The organism is Frigoribacterium sp. Leaf263 (assembly GCF_001422285.1).
Classification (GTDB): Bacteria; Actinomycetota; Actinomycetes; order Actinomycetales; family Microbacteriaceae; genus Frigoribacterium.
On record NZ_LMMO01000003.1, the window covers coordinates 1049100 to 1067270 of the forward strand.

The window sequence follows — 18171 nt, forward strand, 5'->3', positions numbered from 1 at the left end:
CCCGCCCTCGTCCGGCGTGCGTCCCGACGTGCCGACCCGCGCCTCCTAGACTCGATCCAGCCGGTCCGATCGGCTCTCGACGCGGTGTGATCAGCCGGGACGTCGCCGCCGGTCGTCAGGCCGTTCCCCCGTTCCGCAGCACCACCCCGACGCGACCGATCGGAGCTCGACCGTGAGCGATCCCCAGCGACCCGGCCGACGCGACCGGCCCAAGCCTCCCCGCCCGCCCGCGCGGCCGCCCCGGGTCAGGGCCCGCAACGTCAACCCGCAGGAGATGCGCGACGTGCGCGCTCGCCTGCGGGGCACGATCTACGAGGGGACGACCCCCGAGCACGGCATCGGCGGAGACCTCTACTCGCCTCGGCAGATCGTCGACTTCTGCCTGGACCTCGGCGACGTCATGCTGGCGTCGGGCGCCGACGTCCGCAGCACCGAGGTCGCCATCGTCGCCGTCAGCACGAAGTGGAACCTCGCTCCGCTCGAGCTCGACATCAACGGAACGGCGATCACCATCCAGTACGCGCCCGTCGAGGGCCCGCCCCTGATCAAGACCCGCGTCATCTACGCCGAGGGGTCCAACCTGCACCGCCTGTCGCTGGTGTACCAGATCGTCGACGACCTGCTGCACGACGATCGCGACATGACGACGGCCGTCGCCGGGCTCGTCGACGTGCTCCGCTCTCCCCCGCGGTGGCCGTCGTGGATCACCGACCTCGCCATGGGCATGCTCGGCGTCTCGGTCACGCTGCAGGCCGGCGGCACCTGGCAGGCGGCCATCGGGGCGTTCGTCATCATGATCGGCGTCATGGCGACGGGGCGCGGACTCGCCGCCCGGGGCATCCCCCAGTTCTTCGTCGTCGGCCTGCAGGCCGGCGCCACGGCCGCCCTCGGCACGGTCGCGATCTCGCTCGATCTGCTCTCGGCCGGAGGCGCGGCGGCGATGGTCGCGGCCGTGGTCGTCCTGACGCTGCCGCACCCGACGATCGTGACCTGGGCGCAGGACGCCATCTCGGGGTTCCGCGCCATGGCGCTCGGACGGGCCCTCGTGATCGGGCTGATCGTCGCCGGGATCGTCTGCGGCATCCCCGCCGGGATCGCCGTCACGGCCGGGTTCGTCGACATCGAGGTCGACCCGACGAACATCACGCTGCAGGCGCTGCCCCTGTGGCTCTCGCTCTGCTCGAGCTTCGCGGCCGCGTCGGCGAACGCGGTCGCGCAGGGCTCGAGCGCCCGGATGATCCCCATCACCATCGGCGTGGCCCTCGTCGGCAACCTGTCGCTCTTCACCCTGCGCCTCCTCGGAGTGCCGCTGATGGGCGCGACGTTCCTCGCGGCGACGCTGCTCGGCGCCCTGTCGACGGTCGCGGCCGCGCGGCTGCGCACCGCCGCGACCGTGATCGCGGTGCCGGCGTTCTGCGGATCGCTGCTGCCCTCGCTCGCTGTGGCGTCGGCCCTGCTGAACTTCATGTCGGGGACCGACGGCGCCGAGGTCGACTTCATCTTCTCGATGCTGACGACGCTCGCGATCGGCGCCGGTCTCGTGCTCGGCAGCCTGCTCGCCACCCCGGGGGCGCGCCGCTGGCTGCGCCGCCGCAAGAAGGTCTACGTGCAGTCGCTGCACAGCGACACGACGCCGATCAACATCATCGTCGCCCCCGAGCCGGAGGGTCCGCGGACCGACTGACGAGGAGGCGCGGGTCGGCCGATCGGACCCGCCCGCCATGTCAGCACGGCACCGGCCGCGATACCGGCTACCGTTGCACTATGAGCCACACCACCGAACAAGCCCCGAGCGACGCCACAGAGCAAGCCGACACGACGCCGACGTTCGCCGATCTGGGCTTGAGCGATCAGGTGCTCAAGGCGATCCGAGACATCGGCTACGAGACCCCTTCGGCCATCCAGGCCGCCACCATCCCCACCCTCCTCGACGGCCGCGACGTCGTCGGCCTCGCCCAGACCGGCACCGGCAAGACGGCCGCGTTCGCGCTGCCCATCCTGTCGCGCCTCGACGTCAGCGCGAAGAAGCCGCAGGCGCTCGTGCTCTCGCCCACCCGCGAGCTCGCCCTCCAGGTCTGCGAGGCGTTCGAGCAGTTCGCCTCCGGCATGCGCGGCGTCCACGTGCTCCCCGTCTACGGCGGCCAGGCGTACGGCGTGCAGCTGAGCGCGCTGCGCCGCGGCGTGCACGTCGTCGTCGGCACGCCCGGTCGCATCATGGACCACCTCGCCAAGGGCACCCTCGATCTCTCGGAGCTCAAGTACCTCGTGCTCGACGAGGCCGACGAGATGCTCAAGATGGGCTTCGCGGAAGACGTCGAGACGATCCTCGCCGACACCCCCGACGACAAGCAGGTCGCGCTGTTCTCGGCCACCATGCCGCCGCAGATCCGCCGCATCTCGAAGCAGTACCTGAACGACGCCGAAGAGATCACGGTCAAGCAGAAGACCACGACCTCGGTCAACACGACGCAGCGCTACCTGATGGTGTCGTACCCCCAGAAGGTCGACGCCCTGACGCGCATCCTCGAGGTCGAGAACTTCGAGGGCATGATCATCTTCGTCCGCACGAAGAGCGAGACCGAGACGCTGGCCGAGAAGCTCCGCGCCCGCGGATACTCGGCGGCGGCCATCAGCGGCGACGTGGCGCAGGCTCAGCGCGAGCGCACCGTCAACCAGCTGAAGAGCGGCAAGCTCGACATCCTCGTCGCGACCGACGTCGCCGCCCGCGGTCTCGACGTCGACCGCATCAGCCACGTCGTCAACTACGACATCCCGATCGACACCGAGTCGTACGTGCACCGCATCGGCCGCACCGGTCGTGCCGGTCGCAGCGGCGCGGCGATCAGCTTCGTCACCCCGCGCGAGCGCCGTCTGCTCGGCGCCATCGAGAAGGCGACGCGTCAGCCCCTCACGCAGATGCAGCTGCCGTCGGTCGACGACGTCAACAGCACCCGCCTGACGCGGTTCGACGACGCCATCACCGAGGCTCTGTCGCAGGAGGCCCGCATCTCGGCGTTCCGCGACATCATCGCGCACTACGTCGAGCACCACGACGTGCCCGAGGCCGACGTCGCGGCTGCTCTCGCCGTCGTGGCGCAGGGCGAGACGCCGCTGCTGCTCGACCCGCGCGACGAGCGCCCGCAGCGCGACGAGCGTCCGATCCGCGAGCGCGACGACCGCGCACCGCGCGGCGGCCAGGGCGACGATCGCGGCGAGCGTCGCGAACGCGGCCCGCGCACCTCGAAGCCGATGACGTCGTACCGCATCGAGGTCGGTCGTCGTCACCGCGTCGAGCCCCGCCAGATCGTGGGCGCCCTCGCCAACGAGGGCGGTCTCAGCCGCGACGACTTCGGTGCGATCGCCATCCGCCCGGACTTCTCGATCGTCGAGCTGGCGTCGGACGTCAGCAGCGACATGCTCGACCGTCTGAGCGACACCCGCATCAGCGGCAAGCTCATCGAGATCAAGCCCGACCGCCGTGGCGGCGGCGCCGGCGCCCGTCGCGACGACCGGGGCGACCGTCCCGAGCGCTCGTCGGGGTCGTACGGCTCCGACCGGCCGGCCCGCAAGCCGCGTCACTAGCCGCATCCCCTGAGGGCGGACCCATCCGGGTCCGCCCTCAGCACGTCCCCGCCGAGGAGCCCGCATGAACCCCGCCACCGGTACCGACGCGTTGTTCGGGGTGGTGCAGGCCGCGCTCACCATCGGCAGCCTCATCCCGCTGCTGCTGGGGCTCGTGGCCCTCGTGCTCTTCCTCCGGACGCGGCGGGCTCTGCCGGGCGCGGGCGCGGGTGCTGGGGCGGGCCCTGTCGCGGGCACCGCTGCCGGTGCCGGTGCCGGTGCGCGTTCGCGTTCGCGTGCTGGTGCTGTCACGGGAGGCCGCGGCGCGGATGACGTCGCCGCCCGTCAGCGCGCCCACGACCTCGCACGGGTGGCGCTGCTCGGCTCCGCGTTCGGGCTCGCGCTGCTGCTCGTCGGGCAGCTCGTGCTCGGGCTCGGCACCTCGATCGGGTTGGTGAACGCCTTCGCGGGCCCCCTGGTGCCGCTGAACATCGCGGCGCTGACCCTGACGGTCGTGTCCGCCGTGGCCTACGCCGCGTCCCCTTCGCCCGGCCGCTGACGCCCGGGCCACCCTCGCGTTCCCGGGGCTCAACGGTGGGCCGAAGACGCCCTCCGCGCGGCGCCGAACGGCACCTTCCGACCACCCTCGCCAGCCCGCACCAGTCGGTGGGCCGAAGACGCCCTCCGCGCGGCGCCGAACGGCACCTTCCGACCACCGTGGCGGATCCACCGGGTGGGGCAGGGTTCCTGCGCCCGTGGCGCCGCGGCGCACCCGACCACCGGACGAGGTCCAGCCCGACCCGTCGCCCGGTGCGGGTCGTCAGGCGTCGCCGAGGAGGGCGCGCAGCTCGGCGGCCGTGATGGTCAGCATCGAGCCGGCGGGGTTCACGACGATGCCCGCGTGCCCCTGATCGAGCGCGACCTTCGCGACGGCGGCGAACCCCGTCGGGCTCGCGTCGGCCCCGGGGGCCCAGGCCCCGACCTCGGCCGGCGAGGTGAGCAGCACGGAGAGCGTGTCGCCCTCGTGCGTCGTCACCGTGGCGACGCCCATCGAGGTGATCTCGCCGGTCTCGTCGCGCTGGGCGACCGACGCGATGTAGAGCGACGGCGCGTCGCGGACCAGCCGGAGCATCTCGGGCCAAGCGATGCGCTTCTCGGCCATCGCCTGCTTCACGGCGTGGTTCTCGGAGGGGTCGGAGGTGAGTCCTCGCACGAGCTCGTCGGTGTAGCCGATCCACTGCGTCTCGGGCGAGCCCGGGTCGAGCACGAGACCGTCGTACTTCGACACGGCCATCGCCACGACGTCGGGCGCCGACTCGACGAGCGACACGGGCTCGCTGGTCTTGCGGTAGAAGCCGAGGCGCTCTCCGCTGGTGAAGGCGAGCAGCACCTTCTTGCCGGCGTTGTCGACCTGGTGGGCGATCGAGATCGTGTCGCCCTTCTGAGGTCCGCGCTTCGGATCGGCCAGCGACGACGAGCCGATGTCGAGCAGCAGACTGCCCGCGGCGAGCTCCTTGACGACGGAGTACATCGTCTGGACGTTCTTGGTGGTGCTCCAGCCGGTGAGCGCCTCCTGGAGCGCGGTGTGCACGACGGGTGCGGCCTTGCGGTGCGGCGGGACGGGGGCGGCGGACCGGGCCCCGGTCGGAACGGCCGCCGGGTCCGCGCTCGACGTGTTCGTCGGAGCGGCACGGGACACGGTGATGCGCGGCGCCTCGGTCGTCGAGGCTGCCGGACTCTCCGAGCCGGCGGAGGCCCCAGGGGTCGCGCGGGCCGCAGCCGCGTGCGTTCCGTCTACTGCGCCGTCCGGGTCGGCGCCTCCGGCGGCGGCCACCGTGGTGTCCGTCGCGGTCTCGTCGGTCGTCGTGTTCTTCTTGCGCGAGAAAAGCCCCATGAGTCGAGCCTAGGGCGAAGCCGAGGAGGCGCGGCGCGGGTCGTGAGCCCCGCCCGCCGGAGCGACGAGGTCGATGAATCGCGACAGCAGCCCCAGCCCGGCGATCGACGTCGGCATCGAGGCGGCGAGCGCCGGCGAGTGCACGAGGTACGCCGCCCACTGCGCGCGGGAGATGCCCACGTTGAGCCGGTTGGGCATGAGGAGGAAGTCGAGTCCGCGGGGGATGTCCATGGCCGAGGACGCGGCCAGCGACAGGATCGAGACCACCGCCTCGCGCCCCTGGAAGAGGTCGACGGTGCCGACGGTCGTCTCGGGGAGCCCGGCTCGGTCGAGCGCCTCGCGGATGAGGGCGCCCTGCGCGTTGTAGGGCGCGACGACGATCACGTCGGCGGCGGTCAGGGCACGCGTGACGTCGCCATCGGTCCAGAGGCGACCGACGACGTCGGCCGCGAGGGCGACGACGCGCTCGGCCTCGTCCGCCGACGACGTCGTGTCGCCGTGGTGGACCACCGGCACGACGTGCAGCCCGGGCTCGATGCCCGCGAGGTGCCGGGCGGGGGCCCGCGACTCGAGGGCCCCGTCGTACGACAGCCGTGAGACGGGGGCGGTCAGGGCGGGGTGCATGCGGTAGGTGCGCGACAGGAAGTAACCGAGCTCGGCGGGCAGCACGTCGTGCCCGTCGGCCAGCCAGCCCAGAGCCGACTGGTCGACGGGCTCCGGGTGCGAGCCCTGACTCACCTGGGGCAGCTGCTGCGGATCGCCGAGCAGCAGCAGTCTCTGCGCCGCCACGGACGACGCGATGGTGGGTGCGAGCGAGAACTGTCCGGCCTCGTCGACGACGAGCAGGTCGAGCGAGCCCCGCGGCACGGTCTCGGCGTTCGCGAACGTCCAGGCCGTCCCGCCGACGACTCCCCCGGTCTCGCCCGGGCCGCTGAGGAATCCGCTCACCGCGCCGTTGTTCGCGAGCGGGGTCCAGGCGGCGGCCTCGAGCGCCTCGGGGCTCGTGCCCTTCTTGGGCACCTTGACGACCCGCTCGGGGTCGACGCCCTTGCCGACGACGGCCGCCAGGAAGTTCTCGACCACGGCGTGCGACTGCCCGACGACGCCGACGCGCCAGCCGTGGTGCCGGACGAGTCGAGCGACGACGGTCGAGCCGACGTAGGTCTTGCCGGTGCCGGGCGGGCCCTGCACGGCGAGATACGACCGGTCGAGCCCGAGCAGCGTCTCGGTGACGGCGGTGACCGTGTCGTCGCCCGCGACGGGGTGCACGGGCCCACGGGGCGGTACTCGGCGGAGCAGGTCGAGAGCCGCGTCGGGTGCGAACTCCGGCAGCGAGTCGAGCACGCTGCGGCCCCACTCCGAGATCGCCTCGGGCTGCGGAGCGGCACGAGGAGGCGCGGCGGGGGTCAGCGCCACCGGGAACGCCTCGTGAGGCTCGGCCCCGGTCGGCACGGTCTCGGTCACGAGCAGCACCACGTCGTCGTCACCCGTGTCGGCGTCGACGACGGTGAGGCGCGCCGCCCAACCTCGCGAGCCGGGTCCGGCGCGGTTGACGGACGTCGGCAGCGGCGTGTCGTAGACGGCCATGGGCGTGGAGCCCAGGGGCGGGCGGCTGCCGGGCGCCAGCGTGCCGACGAGGCGGAGGTCACGCGAGAGCGTGCGCTTGCGCGGCAGCTTCTCCCAGTCGCGGACGACGTCGGCGTGCTCGACGACGACGACGTCGCGGGTGCCCGCCCACTCGTCGATCGGACTCCGCAGTCGGTCGTAGTGCTCCTGCCAGAACGTCTTCGCCTCTCGACGGTGGTAGTCGATCGCCGCGGCCGCGAGGGCGAGGGCCGTCTGGTCGGGAGTGCGGTCGAGCGGGTCGACGTCGGCCAGCTGGGCACTGAGCTCGACGAAGACCGGGTCCGGCTCGGCGCGCACCCGCTCGTCGTCGACGAGGGCGATCGTGTCGTCGGTCGCGACGTCGTCGGGCAGCATCGTCAGCAGCCAGTCGCGCAGACGCAGCGTCGACCGGCAGTCGTATTCGTTGTAGTCGGCCACCTGGTCGAGGCGCGCCTGACCGGCGGGATCGCCGGCGCGCATCGCGGCCGCCGCCTCGACGTAGGCGCTGATGCTGTCGACGGCCGAGACGACGCCGTCGCCGTCGCGGTAGTCGGCGCCCATGTAGAGCGGCTCGAGCTTCTTGATCGAGTAGCTGCGCGACCCGACCAGCAGCGCAGCGCGGACGATCGGGTAGAGGTCGACGAGCACGTTCGCCCGCAGCAGCTCGTCGACGTCGTCTTCGCCGACGCCGTGTCGCGCGGCGAGCGAGAGCAGGTGGGTGCGCTCGTAGGAGGCGTAGTGGTAGATGTGCATGCCCGGGTGGGCGGCCCGGCGCTCTCGGATGAAGGCGAGGAAGTCGATCAGCGCCCTGCGCTCCTGGCGGAGGTCGTGGGCCCAGAACGCCGTGAAGCGCGCCTCGGTGTCGACGAGTCCGAAGAGGTAGTCGAGCCCCCAGACGGAGCCGTCGCCCTCGGTGTGGAGCGGATCGCCCTCGAAGTCGAAGAACACGTCGCCCGCGTCGGGTGCCGGGATCGCCGACAGCGCCCCGGCGTCGACGACCCGGACCCGGGGCGCCGCCGCCCCGGCGCTGTCGAGCTGGAGGCGCGCCTGCCCTCTCAGTCGCTCGAGAGCCGCGCCACCCACTCCGGCGACCCCGCCCGTGCTGCCTGCCAGCTCGTCGATGGTGGTGATGCCGGCCGCCTGCAGGGCCGTCCTCTGACCGAGCGTCAGCCCGGCGACCAGCACGAGGTCGCGGTGCTCGTCGACCTGCGCGGAGCACTGGCTGCAGCGGCCGCAGGCGACCACCCCGGGGGCGCCCCAGGCCAGAGGGGCGTCGGCGTGCAGTCGGCTGTCGACGACCGACCTCAGCCGGTCGCGCTGGGCGCGGTGGACCGGGGCGATGTCGGCGAGAGCGTGACTCGAGGTCGTGCCGTCGCCCAGCACGAGGTGCACGCGCGGCCCGACGCGGATGCCGCGGGCGGTGATCTGCTCGGCGTAGGCGGCGAGCTGCAGCAGCGCGGGGATCTTGGCGTGACGGGCGAGCTTGGTGTCGTAGACCTCGTAGGCGCCGTCGTCGGTGCGGAGGAGGAAGTCGGAGAAGCCGATGAACGACCCGTCGAAGAACGTCGCCTGATAGAGCACCGGCACGCCGTCGCGCATGGCCTGCTCGGCGGCCGCCGCGGCGGCCGGGTAGTCGGCGCGGTCGGGCCGTTCGAACTCGACGACGTGGTGGCTGGCTCGCAGCTGCTCGAGGAAGCGGATCTCGTGCTCGTCGCCGAGCCGCGCCGTGCGCTCGAGCATGGCGTCGGCCACCTCGGGCACCGCCGGGATGCGCCCGAGCTTCGCGTCGAGGCGGCGGAGGAACGCCCACTCGCACGCTGCCCACGTGCTGAGGTCGGACGGGCTCGTGACCACGGTGTCGTCGTCGAGGTAGATGGCGTCGCCTTTCGCTTCACGGTCCGCACGGACGTCGGCCCGTGCTCCACACGCTAACCCCGGCCCCCGACATCGATCAGCAGGGCGATCCGCCTCCCCCACCGGATCGGCACCCAGCGACGGCGACGCAGACGAGGGACCGAGCGGCCGGCCGCGCTACCCCTCGCTCGAGAGCACCCAGCCCAGCCACCCGGCGAGCGTCGCCGCGGCCGACACGCTCGACGACCGCTCGACGTCGGGGTTGTAGTTGGTGTTCGTGTTGACGTCGTACGGCACGACGCGTCCGTCGGCGGTCTCGATGAACTCGATGCCCGCCACCTCGATGCCCTGCTGGGCGACGAAGGACTCGAGTCGCTGGACGAGCGGGTGCGACGCCGTCACCGACGACCGGATGGCGAAGGGGGCGAACGTGGCGGGGTCGGCGCCGTCGGGCACGACGCACGCGTCGGCGGGGCACAGCTCGAAGCTGCCCGCCGAGGTGTCGACCCGGACGGCGTAGACGAAGCGCCCGCCGACGAACTCGACACGCGTGTTAAAGGGCTCCTCGGCCTGCAGGAACTCCTGCAGCAGCGTGATCCCGTCGACCGGCACCTCGAAGTCCGGTCCGTCGACGTAGGCGTCGAACGACTCGAGGTCGTCGAAGCGCCGCACGCCGAGACCCTTGCCGCCCTGATTGTGCTTGGTGATGAACGGCAGCTTCTGCTCGCGCGCCCGGGCCTTCAGGTCGGCGGTGCCGAACACGGCCGTCGTGGCGGGCACGTCGAAGCCGGCCTGAGCGAGCGCCAGGTACTGCGCGACCTTGCTCACCTCGAGCTCGACGACGCCGCTGCCGTTGATCGTGCGCCGCCCGTGGCGCTCGGCCCAGCGGAGCGTCGCGCGAGCGACCTCCTTGGCCGTCGCCCGACCTCGCGTGTGGGCGGACCCGCTGAGGCGCGACCAGAACACCCCGGCAGGAGGCTCGGCGGACAGATCGAACGAGCTCCCGTCGAGCAGGTGCTCGCGATGAGGCACACCCGCCGCGTCGAGGGCGGCGACGAGCGGAGGGAGCCACTCGGCGTTGTCGTGCAGGATGTGGACGACGGGCGTCGGGTCGGCGACGTCTGCGGGAGCGCTCATCCCCCGAGACTGCACCACGCGCCTCCGGCGATCCTGCAGATGTCGGCGCATGACGACGGGCACGCGCACCCGCCCGGCGAGCTGCCCGCGCGCGCTGCTTGCAGGGAGAGGCTCGACACGGACGACCCGACGCGGGCTACTCCGCCCAGGCCGCGCGCACCACCTCGCACAGGCGCTGATCGTCGGTCTCGAGCGCGGAGCAGTCGGCCACGGCCTCGTCGCCGACCGTCTCGACGGCGAGGTCGACCGGCTCCCGGACGTCGCGACGGAACGCCACGACGGTGCCGCGCGGCGCCGCCTGCACCGCGGCGACCACGTCGTCGAGCGACCCCTCGGTCACGGCGTCGCCCAGGGCGACGCTCAGCCCACCATCCGTGCTCGCGACGGTCACGCCCTCGATCCCGGGCGAGGCGGTGATCGCGTCCGCGACGGAGACGAGCCCGTCGAGGGTCGCGGGATCGCTCGAGAACGCGAGGCCGCGGGGATCCGACCGGTCGGCCGAGACGCGGACGACATCCAGACGCGACACGTCCGCCGACCCGCCGATGGCCCGCAGGGCGGGCACGACCTGATCGAGCCGCACCGTCCGCACCTCGACGGACCGGGCGCTGATGGCAGAGTAGGCCACCACGTCGGAGTCGACGGCGTCCACGACCGACTCGGCGCCGGACAGGTCGCCGTCCACCTCGCGCGACTCGTCCGGCGACGAGACGGTGCCGATGGTCGTGCCCGAGACGCCGGACGTCGCCGCGAGGGCGCTCGCGATCCGCTCGGCACGGCCGGACGCCTCGGCCACCTCGTCCGGGGGCTGCTGCCCCGTGACGGTCGGCTGCTTCAGGTCGACCCTGATGCCCTCCGGCAGCACGAGGACCCGCCCCGCACCGAGATCGTCGTCCCCGACCGCGGTGAGCAGCTCCGCCTGGTCGGCGGCGTCGAGGACGACGTCGGACGTCGCGGGGTCGTCGAGGGTCGAGGGGAACCCGCTGACGTTCTCGGTGATGAACCGTCGGGAGTCCGGGCTCCAGGCGGACACGTCGACCTCGGCCAGCTGCGGTTCCGCATTCCGGAGAGAGCGCGCCCGCTGCCACGCCGTGAGGACGTCCGACGACGCCGAAGGGACCACCGTGATCCCGAACCCCCGCCGGGGCGATTCCGAGTCGCTCGTCGTGGCACCGAACTCGTGCGTGCCGAGGGACGCCTCGGCGAAGACCGGGTCGTCGGCGACCCGGCCGGCGAGGTCGAGCTGCACCGCCGTGTCGGCCTCGTCGGCGAGCACCTCGAACGTGACGGCGCCCCGCCGCACGTCGACGTACTGCCAGCCGAAGGCGTCGCCGACCTCGCGGGCCACGAACGGCCTGATCCGCTCGGCCACCGCGGCGAGGTCGTCGTCGCCGAGATCGCCCTCGACCACGACCGTCGCCTCGGCCGTCGCGCTGCCCAAGGGGTAGTCGATGCCGCCGGTCTCGATCTCGACGACTCCGTCGACACCCTCCATCAGGGTCTCGAAGCGCTGGGTCAGGTCCGTGGAGTCGGCGCACCCGGCCCCGGCGAGGACGACCGCCGCGACGACGGCCCCCGCGACGCATCGTCTCAGACCGCTCCGCATCCGCTCAGTCTGACCCCGGAGCACCGTCGGCGCTTCCGTCGCAGGGCGGAACGCGCCAGTTGGTATCCTCGTCCGACGACTGCCGGAGGTCCGCTTGGTGAACGAATCGTCAGGGCCCGACGACGCCCTGAGCCGTGACGACGTGCGCGTCGCGCACGAGGACGACCCCACGTGGGCCCTGCTCCGCAGCTACAACAGCCGCTGGATGCTCCCGCTCTTCTCGCGCCATCTCGAGCACGCCGAGGGTCCCGTCTCGGCCGACTGGTTCCACCAGCAGGTCGCCCAGGCCCTCGAGCTGAACGCGCTCGATCAGACCGCGCCCGACCAGACCGCGCCAGTCCGGACCGCGCCAGTCCAGGCCGGAACCGAGGAGGCGCGGGTCGGCGGATCCGGGGCGACGGCCGCCCCCGAGACCCGCACCACCCCGGTCGACTACTGCCGGAGCTGGGTCGCCAGCCGGTGGCTGATCCGCACCCGCGCCTCCTCGACGGACGACGGCGGGGCACGCCACGGCGACGCCGGCCACGGCGGCTCGAGCAGCACGACGACCGGCACCTCCCCCGTGGCCGACGGCTGGGGCGCGTTCGGCGCCGCTCATCCGAGCGGCACGGCGGCGGGGTCGGCCCCGACGCGCGCCTCGAGCCCGCCCCCGCGCGGCGAGGCCCGCGCGCAGTACCGGCTCTCCCCCTCCGCGCTCAAGGCGCTGCGCATCGTCCGCGAGCTCGTGGAGCAGGACAACGCGGTGAGCGAGGCGCGACTCGGCAGCATCGCCCACGCCGTCGGGCAGCTCGCCGGTCTCGCGGACCCGAGCGTCGAGGCGCAGACGGCGCGGATCGACGAGCAGATCGCCGAGCTGCAGCGCCGCCGGGCCCGCATCGAGCAGCACGGCACCGAGCCGGTCGGCCCCGACGTGCTGAAGCGCCAGGTGCGCGAGGTGGTGCGGCTGACCGCGTCGCTCCCCGAGGACTTCCGTCAACTGAGCAGCATGGTCGAGCAGCGGCACCGCGAGGTGGCGCGCCGGGCGACCGTCGAGCACGTCGGCAAGGGCGCGCTCGTCGAGCAGTACCTGCGCGAGAACGACCTGCTCGAGCAGACCCCCGAGGGGCGCGCGTACCGCGGTTTCGCGCAGATGCTGTCGTCGCGCGAGATCGACGTGATGCGGGCCGACATCGAGCTGATCCTCGATCATCCGGCCGCCGGCGAGCATCTGACCGAGCGGCAGCGCACGCAGCTCGAGTCGCTGATCTCGTCGCTGCTGGCCGAGGAGCAGTCTGTGCAAGAGACGTACGGGCGCTGGACGTCGTCGCTCCGCCGGTTCCTCAGCCGGTCGTCGACCGAGCGGCACCAGAGACTGCTCACCCTCGCCGACCGGGCCCTGCACGCCGGCGGCGTCTGGGCCGAACGCCGACCCGGCCCGGCCGTGCTGCCCGTCGACGTGCTCGGCCTCGGTGCGCTCGACGTCGTCGACATCAGCCAGGCGCAGCTGCACAGCGACCGCGGGCGGCCGACGGTCGACGTGCAGGTGCCCGAGGGCGACGCCATGCTGCCGGCGGCCGACCGGGCCGCGCTCCGCCTCTCGTCCGGCACGAGCACCGCGGCGGTCGCGGCGACCCTCGAGCGTCTGCTCGAGGCCGACGAGACCGTCACGAGCGCCGATCTGCACGAGGCGACCGACCCCGAGTTCCGCCGGCTCGGGCTCGTGCTCAGCATGCTCGACCTCGCCATCGACCAGGGCCTCGTCGACGAGAGCACCGAGACCGTCACGCTGACGAGCGCCGACGACGCAGGAGGCGCGGATCGCCGGGTCGTCCTCCCCCGCCTCGTCTTCCGGCGACCGCCCGCACGGGGCGACGACGCCCCCGACTCCGCCCCGCAGTCCGAGAGAGACCCCGCATGAGCCCCGACCAGTACGACGCGACCGACGCGGCCACGCCGACCCGCACCTCCTCGGGGGCGCAGGAGGTGACCGGGTCGGCGACGGCGGACGGCGTCGACGCCGCCACCGCCGGAGCGGCCCTCGACCGGGGCGACGACGGGTCGCCGGATCGGCTGCGCGACGAGCTGCCCCTCGCCGGACGGAAGGCGCTCGTGACGCTGCTGACGCATCGCTTCGTGTCGCGGTCCCGGCAGGGCGAGGCCTGGGCCGCCCTCGTCGCCTACGAGCCCGAGATCCGCGCGCGACTGGACGAGATGTTCCTCGTGCTGATCGTCGATCACGAGTACGAGGTCGCCTTCAAGCGGCAGAGCGGACAGGACGACGTGCCGATCCTGCTGCGTCGCGAGAAGCCGATGTCGCGCGACGCCTCGCTGCTGCTGGTGTTCCTCCGCCGGGAGCACGCCTTCAGCGACGCCCACGACGAGTCCGTCGTGGTGTCGCGCCACCAGATCGCGGAGTTCCTCGACCGGTACCACGACGACGCCTCGCACGACGAGATCCGCTCGACGCGGCGGGTCGACGCGGCCATCGCGGCCATGGTGACGCGCGACCTGCTCGAGCCGGAGCCCGACGACCCCGCGCTGTTCGTCGTCGCACCCGCGATCGTGCCTCTCGTGACGGCCGAGCAGCTCGCGCACCTCGAGAGGGTGTTCCTCGAGGCGGCCGGGGCCGATGCGCCCGTCGACGCCCCGCTCGGCGTCGAGGACGACGAGCCGTCGGACGACGAGGACTCCGACGACGGACGCCCCGACGACGGGCCGCGTCTCGTCGCCGACCCCGCCGTCGGCGATTCCGGCGCCGACGAGGCGCCCGACGCCGCCGAGGCGCCCGACGCCGACGAGGCCCCGCGCCCCGACCCGACCGCCGTCGCGCTCGACATCCCCCTCGACCCGGAAGCAGACCAGGCATGATCCCCGCCGACGCGACCCGCACCTCCCCGGCCTTCGGAACGGCCCCCGAGACGGCCCCCGAGTCGACCTCCGACGACGAGGCGACGCCCGATCTCGGCATGTTCCACTCGGGGCAGTACCGCATCCAGCAGGTGCAGCTGCTCAACTGGGGCAGCTACTCGGGGCTGCACCGCATGCCCGTCGGCCGCGGCGGCATCGCGATCCTCGGCCCCACCGGGCGCGGCAAGTCGACCGTGCTCGACGCCATGGCGGCCGTCATCATGCCGAACCCGCAGGAGTTCAACCGCGCCGCCCGCGACGACAGCCGCCAGCGCTCCGAGCGCACCGTCTACAGCTACGCGCGCGGCAAGACCGACGAGATCCGCGACGCCGCCTCCGACCGGACGACCACGCGGTTCCTCCGACCGCTCGGCGAGGCCTTCGCGAGCGGTGCCGCGATCACGTACGCGACCGAGCTCGGGCAGACCCTCACGGCCGTCCGCCTCGCCTGGATCGGCACCGACACCTCGAGTCAGGACGACGTGACGCAGGCCAGCGTCTACCTGCTCGTCCGCGGGCCCTTCGACCTCAGCCGACTGACCGAGGTCAAGCGCGACGCCAGCAGCTCGAGTCCGCTGACGAAGGGCTCCCTCGCGCGCCTCCTCGATCCCCTGCGCGACCTGGTCACCTCCTCGCAGCCCGAGTTCCGGGTGCGGCTCTGCGGCGAGCTCGGCATCGGCGGCAGCGACGAGTCGCAGCTGAAGGCGCTGACGCTGCTGCGTCGGGCGCAGGCCTCGAAGGGCGTCTTCTCGATCGACGAGCTGTTCAAGCAGTTCGTGCTGACGCAGCCGAAGGCCCTCTCCCGCTGGGAGACCACGCTCGGCACGTACCGCGAGGCCTCGGCTCTCTACGACGTCTTCGAGACGACGCGCAGGAAGCTCGCCGTGCTCGAGCCGGTGCCGGGCCTCGCCGACCGCTACGAGATCGCGGGCCACGATGCGACCGAGAAGCGCCGCCTGGTCGACGAGACCGACGGCCCGAGCCGGTTGCGCGTCTGGCTCGCCGAGAAGGTCGGGAGCTGGGTCAGCGGCGAGGTCGACCGGGTCACCGGCGACAAGCGCGCCCTGTCGGAGTCGAGGAGGCGCGCGGCCGCCGACGACACCGCCGCGTACCGTGCCCGTGAGCAGGCCCTGGCCCGCATCTCGGATCTCGGCGGCGACCCCTCCCAGTCGCTCCGCCAGCTCGTGGCCACCGCCGAGCGCGACCTCGCCGTGATCGAACGCGAGCGTCGGCGCTTCGCGACGGCGCTCGACGGCACGGGCGAGTCCGTGCCGACCAGCGAGAAGCAGCTCGTGGCCCTGCGGCAGCGTGCCGGGGTGCTCGCGGCGGAGGACGCCGCGGCCCGCGCCGCGGCCGACGAGGTGCGCGGCGAGCTCGCCGCCCGCATCGGCGAGACGAAGCGCGCCCTGTCGGCCCGCGAGGCGCAGCGCCGCTCGTTCGAGCAGCGCGGTGGCAACGTCCCCGACGACGCGGCCGAGCGTCGACTGCGCATCGCCGAGGGCACCGGCATCCCGGTCGCGGGTCTGCCCTACGCCGGCGAGCTGTTCGAGGTCGCCGCGGCGCACACCGACTGGAGCGTGGCGATCGAGCGGGTCGTCGGCGACCTGGCCACGCACCTCCTCGTCGACCGCTCGAGGTTCGACGCCGTCCGCCGCTTCGTCAACGACAACGACATGCGCGGCCGCATCACGCTCGTCCCCGCCTCGACCGGCGTCGAGCCCACGCGCGAGGCCGTCGCCCGGACCGTCCCCGCGATGCTGCAGTTCGACGAGCGGAGCCCGTTCGCCGGCTGGCTCGTCGACGAGATCGTGCGCGAGCGCAGCGTGCTGTGCGTCGAGGGTCCGGACGACCTCGACTCGCCCGTGCCCACCGGTGCCCGCGGCGCGGTCACGCGGGCCGGCCTCCGGACGGGGTCGGGGGGCCGGGTCGTGAAGGACGACCGGCGATCACGGTCGTGGATCGGACTCGACAACAGCGCCCGGATCGCCGAGCTGACCGACGAGATCGCATCGCTCGAGCGCGACCTGACCGTCGCCCGCGCCGCATGGGACTCCGCCGAGGCCGAGTCGTCGGCACGCCGCCGCATGCTCGACGCCGTGGCCCGGTCGACCGAGTTCTCGTGGACCGACATCGACACCGCGCCCGCGCAGGCCCGCCTGGACGACCTGCAGGGTCAGCTCGACCGGTTGTCCGACGAGCGTCCCGAGCTCGCGACGCTGCAGGCCGACGCCCGCCGCCACGACGACGAGCGCTCGGCCGCGACCCGACGCCTCGCCGAGCTCGACCACGAGCTGGCCCGTCTCGACGCCGAGCACTCGACCCTCGTCGACATCGAGGACGCCTTCAGCGACGCCCTCGGCGGCGCCGACCCGCTCACCGACCACGAGCGCGCCCTGCTCGCGCCCCTGCCCTTCGCCGCTCCGCGCGAGGTGGCCGACGTCGAGCGGTCGTACCGCGAGGCGCTGGGTCTGCTGCGCGGTCAGATCGACGGCCACGACCGCGAGCGCACGCAGGCCGAGAACACCCTCGTGCTGATCTTCGAGCGGTACCTCGAGCTCGACCGGACGGCCGGCATCGACGCGTCGATCGACAGCCTCGGCGCCGTCAGGGCCATCCACCGCACCCTCGTCGACGACGCCCTGCCGAGCGCGAAGCAGGACTGGCTCGCGAAGGCCGGCGCCGACATGGGCGACAGCCTCCGGGCCCTGCTCGTGCAGATCGAGGAGGACGGTCACGTCATCCGGCGCGGCGTCCGGCCCATCTCGCAGGCTCTGCGGTCGATCGAGTTCCGCGAGGGGTCGACGCTCGACATCGAGCCGCGGCCCGTGTCGAACGGCGACCTCGTCGAGTTCAAGCGGACCCTGCGCGAGCACATCGGCGACCGATCCGAGGCGCCGCGCGACCCCGCCGAGATCGAGCGTCGGTTCATCACCCTGCGGCGCGACCTGGCCCACCTCGAAGAGCGCTCGAAGATCGGCGACGCCTGGCGCCGCCGGGTGCTCGACGCGCGCGAGCACTACCAGTTCCGGGCGATCGAGACGCGGGTCGACGGCACGCAGATCGTTCACGAGGGGGTCGCCGGCAAGTCGGGCGGCGAGGGGCAGGAGCTCATCGCCTTCGTGCTCGGCGCGGCCCTGCGCTTCCGACTCGGCGACGGCACCGACCGGGTGCCGACCTACGCGCCGATCGTGCTCGACGAGGGCTTCGTGAAGGCCGACGACGAGTACACCGGGCGGTCGCTCGCGGCGCTGACGTCCCTGGGGTTCCAGCTCGTGGTCGGTGCGCCGCGCGACAAGGTGAACGCGTTCGAGAGGCACGTCGACAGCGTCGCGTACATCTCGAGCGACCCCGCGCACCCCGAGCTCTCGCGCATCTACCCCCTGACCATCCGCCAGGCGATGGAGGTCGAGCGCCACGGGCTCGACCCCGCCGCCCTCAGCTGATCGGAGAGTCCGACCGAGCCCGCGCCTCCTGCCCGGTGCCGCCGCCGACGGCGGCCCCTCAGGAGGCGCGGGTCGACCCCACCTGCACCCCCGCCGTGCACGCGCTGGGAGAACACCCGGCCGCCGACCCCCCGGTGCGCTTCGGCCTACCGTGCACCGCAGCCGGTGACGCGCTGGCATATGAC

Annotated in this window: 10 protein-coding genes; 6 read left to right on the top strand and 4 right to left on the bottom strand. The window is 73.2% G+C overall.

Annotation, left to right across the window (positions count from 1 at the left end):
• Positions 1-172: 172 nt before the first annotated feature.
• The 3 genes from ASF17_RS08855 to ASF17_RS15845 all read left to right on the top strand — a co-directional run bounded on the left by ASF17_RS08855 (position 173) and on the right by ASF17_RS15845 (position 4120).
• The gene (locus ASF17_RS08855) at positions 173-1684 is read left to right on the top strand and encodes a threonine/serine ThrE exporter family protein (protein ID WP_235476459.1); all 1512 of its coding nucleotides are present in this window, start codon (positions 173-175) and stop codon (positions 1682-1684) included.
• 80 nt (positions 1685-1764) lie between these two features.
• The gene (locus tag ASF17_RS08860) at positions 1765-3582 is read left to right on the top strand and encodes a DEAD/DEAH box helicase (RefSeq protein ID WP_055797971.1); all 1818 of its coding nucleotides are present in this window, start codon (positions 1765-1767) and stop codon (positions 3580-3582) included.
• A 64-nt stretch (positions 3583-3646) separates the two neighbouring features.
• On the top strand, positions 3647-4120 hold the full coding sequence (locus tag ASF17_RS15845) for a hypothetical protein (RefSeq protein ID WP_055797974.1): 474 nt from the start codon (positions 3647-3649) through the stop codon (positions 4118-4120).
• A gap of 261 nt (positions 4121-4381) precedes the next feature.
• On the opposite strand, the gene ASF17_RS08870 is transcribed toward ASF17_RS15845, so the two are convergent.
• The 4 genes from ASF17_RS08870 to ASF17_RS08885 form a co-directional block, all read right to left on the bottom strand.
• Positions 4382-5455 carry an SseB family protein gene (locus tag ASF17_RS08870; protein WP_055797977.1) on the bottom strand — a complete coding sequence of 358 codons (1074 nt, stop codon included), beginning with the start codon at positions 5453-5455 and terminating at the stop codon, positions 4382-4384.
• A 9-nt stretch (positions 5456-5464) separates the two neighbouring features.
• On the bottom strand, positions 5465-8914 hold the full coding sequence (locus ASF17_RS08875; RefSeq protein ID WP_235476460.1) for a TM0106 family RecB-like putative nuclease: 3450 nt from the start codon (positions 8912-8914) through the stop codon (positions 5465-5467).
• Between the two features lie 177 nt (positions 8915-9091).
• Positions 9092-10051: an ATP-grasp domain-containing protein gene (locus tag ASF17_RS08880; protein ID WP_055797980.1), complete on the bottom strand. Its 960-nt coding sequence runs from the start codon at positions 10049-10051 to the stop codon at positions 9092-9094.
• Positions 10052-10187: 136 nt separating this feature from the next.
• A complete protein-coding gene (locus ASF17_RS08885) occupies positions 10188-11657 on the bottom strand; it encodes a hypothetical protein (protein ID WP_055797983.1) in 1470 nt (489 codons plus the stop codon).
• A 97-nt stretch (positions 11658-11754) separates the two neighbouring features.
• Between ASF17_RS08885 and ASF17_RS08890 the strand changes: the two genes are divergently transcribed.
• The 3 genes from ASF17_RS08890 to ASF17_RS08900 are packed head-to-tail and all read left to right on the top strand — an operon-like array spanning position 11755 to position 17986.
• A complete protein-coding gene (locus ASF17_RS08890; protein WP_055797988.1) occupies positions 11755-13554 on the top strand; it encodes a DUF3375 family protein in 1800 nt (599 codons plus the stop codon).
• Positions 13551-14504 carry a DUF4194 domain-containing protein gene (locus ASF17_RS08895; protein WP_055797991.1) on the top strand — a complete coding sequence of 318 codons (954 nt, stop codon included), beginning with the start codon at positions 13551-13553 and terminating at the stop codon, positions 14502-14504. The genes ASF17_RS08890 and ASF17_RS08895 overlap by 4 nt, the downstream gene beginning before the upstream one ends.
• Positions 14501-17986: an ATP-binding protein gene (locus tag ASF17_RS08900; RefSeq protein ID WP_055797994.1), complete on the top strand. Its 3486-nt coding sequence runs from the start codon at positions 14501-14503 to the stop codon at positions 17984-17986. Before ASF17_RS08895 ends, ASF17_RS08900 begins: the two co-directional genes overlap by 4 nt.
• Positions 17987-18171 lie beyond the last annotated feature (185 nt).

Bases quoted from the DNA above. Each gene is read 5' to 3' on its own strand.
- ASF17_RS08895 (WP_055797991.1), top strand. From the start codon at position 13,551: ATGAGCCCCGACCAGTACGACGCGACCGACGCGGCCACGCCGACCCGC.
- ASF17_RS15845 (WP_055797974.1), top strand. From the start codon at position 3,647: ATGAACCCCGCCACCGGTACCGACGCGTTGTTCGGGGTGGTGCAGGCC.
- ASF17_RS08880 (WP_055797980.1), bottom strand. From the start codon at position 10,051: ATGAGCGCTCCCGCAGACGTCGCCGACCCGACGCCCGTCGTCCACATC.
- ASF17_RS08860 (WP_055797971.1), top strand. From the start codon at position 1,765: ATGAGCCACACCACCGAACAAGCCCCGAGCGACGCCACAGAGCAAGCC.
- ASF17_RS08900 (WP_055797994.1), top strand. From the start codon at position 14,501: ATGATCCCCGCCGACGCGACCCGCACCTCCCCGGCCTTCGGAACGGCC.
- ASF17_RS08885 (WP_055797983.1), bottom strand. From the start codon at position 11,657: ATGCGGAGCGGTCTGAGACGATGCGTCGCGGGGGCCGTCGTCGCGGCG.
- ASF17_RS08870 (WP_055797977.1), bottom strand. From the start codon at position 5,455: ATGGGGCTTTTCTCGCGCAAGAAGAACACGACGACCGACGAGACCGCG.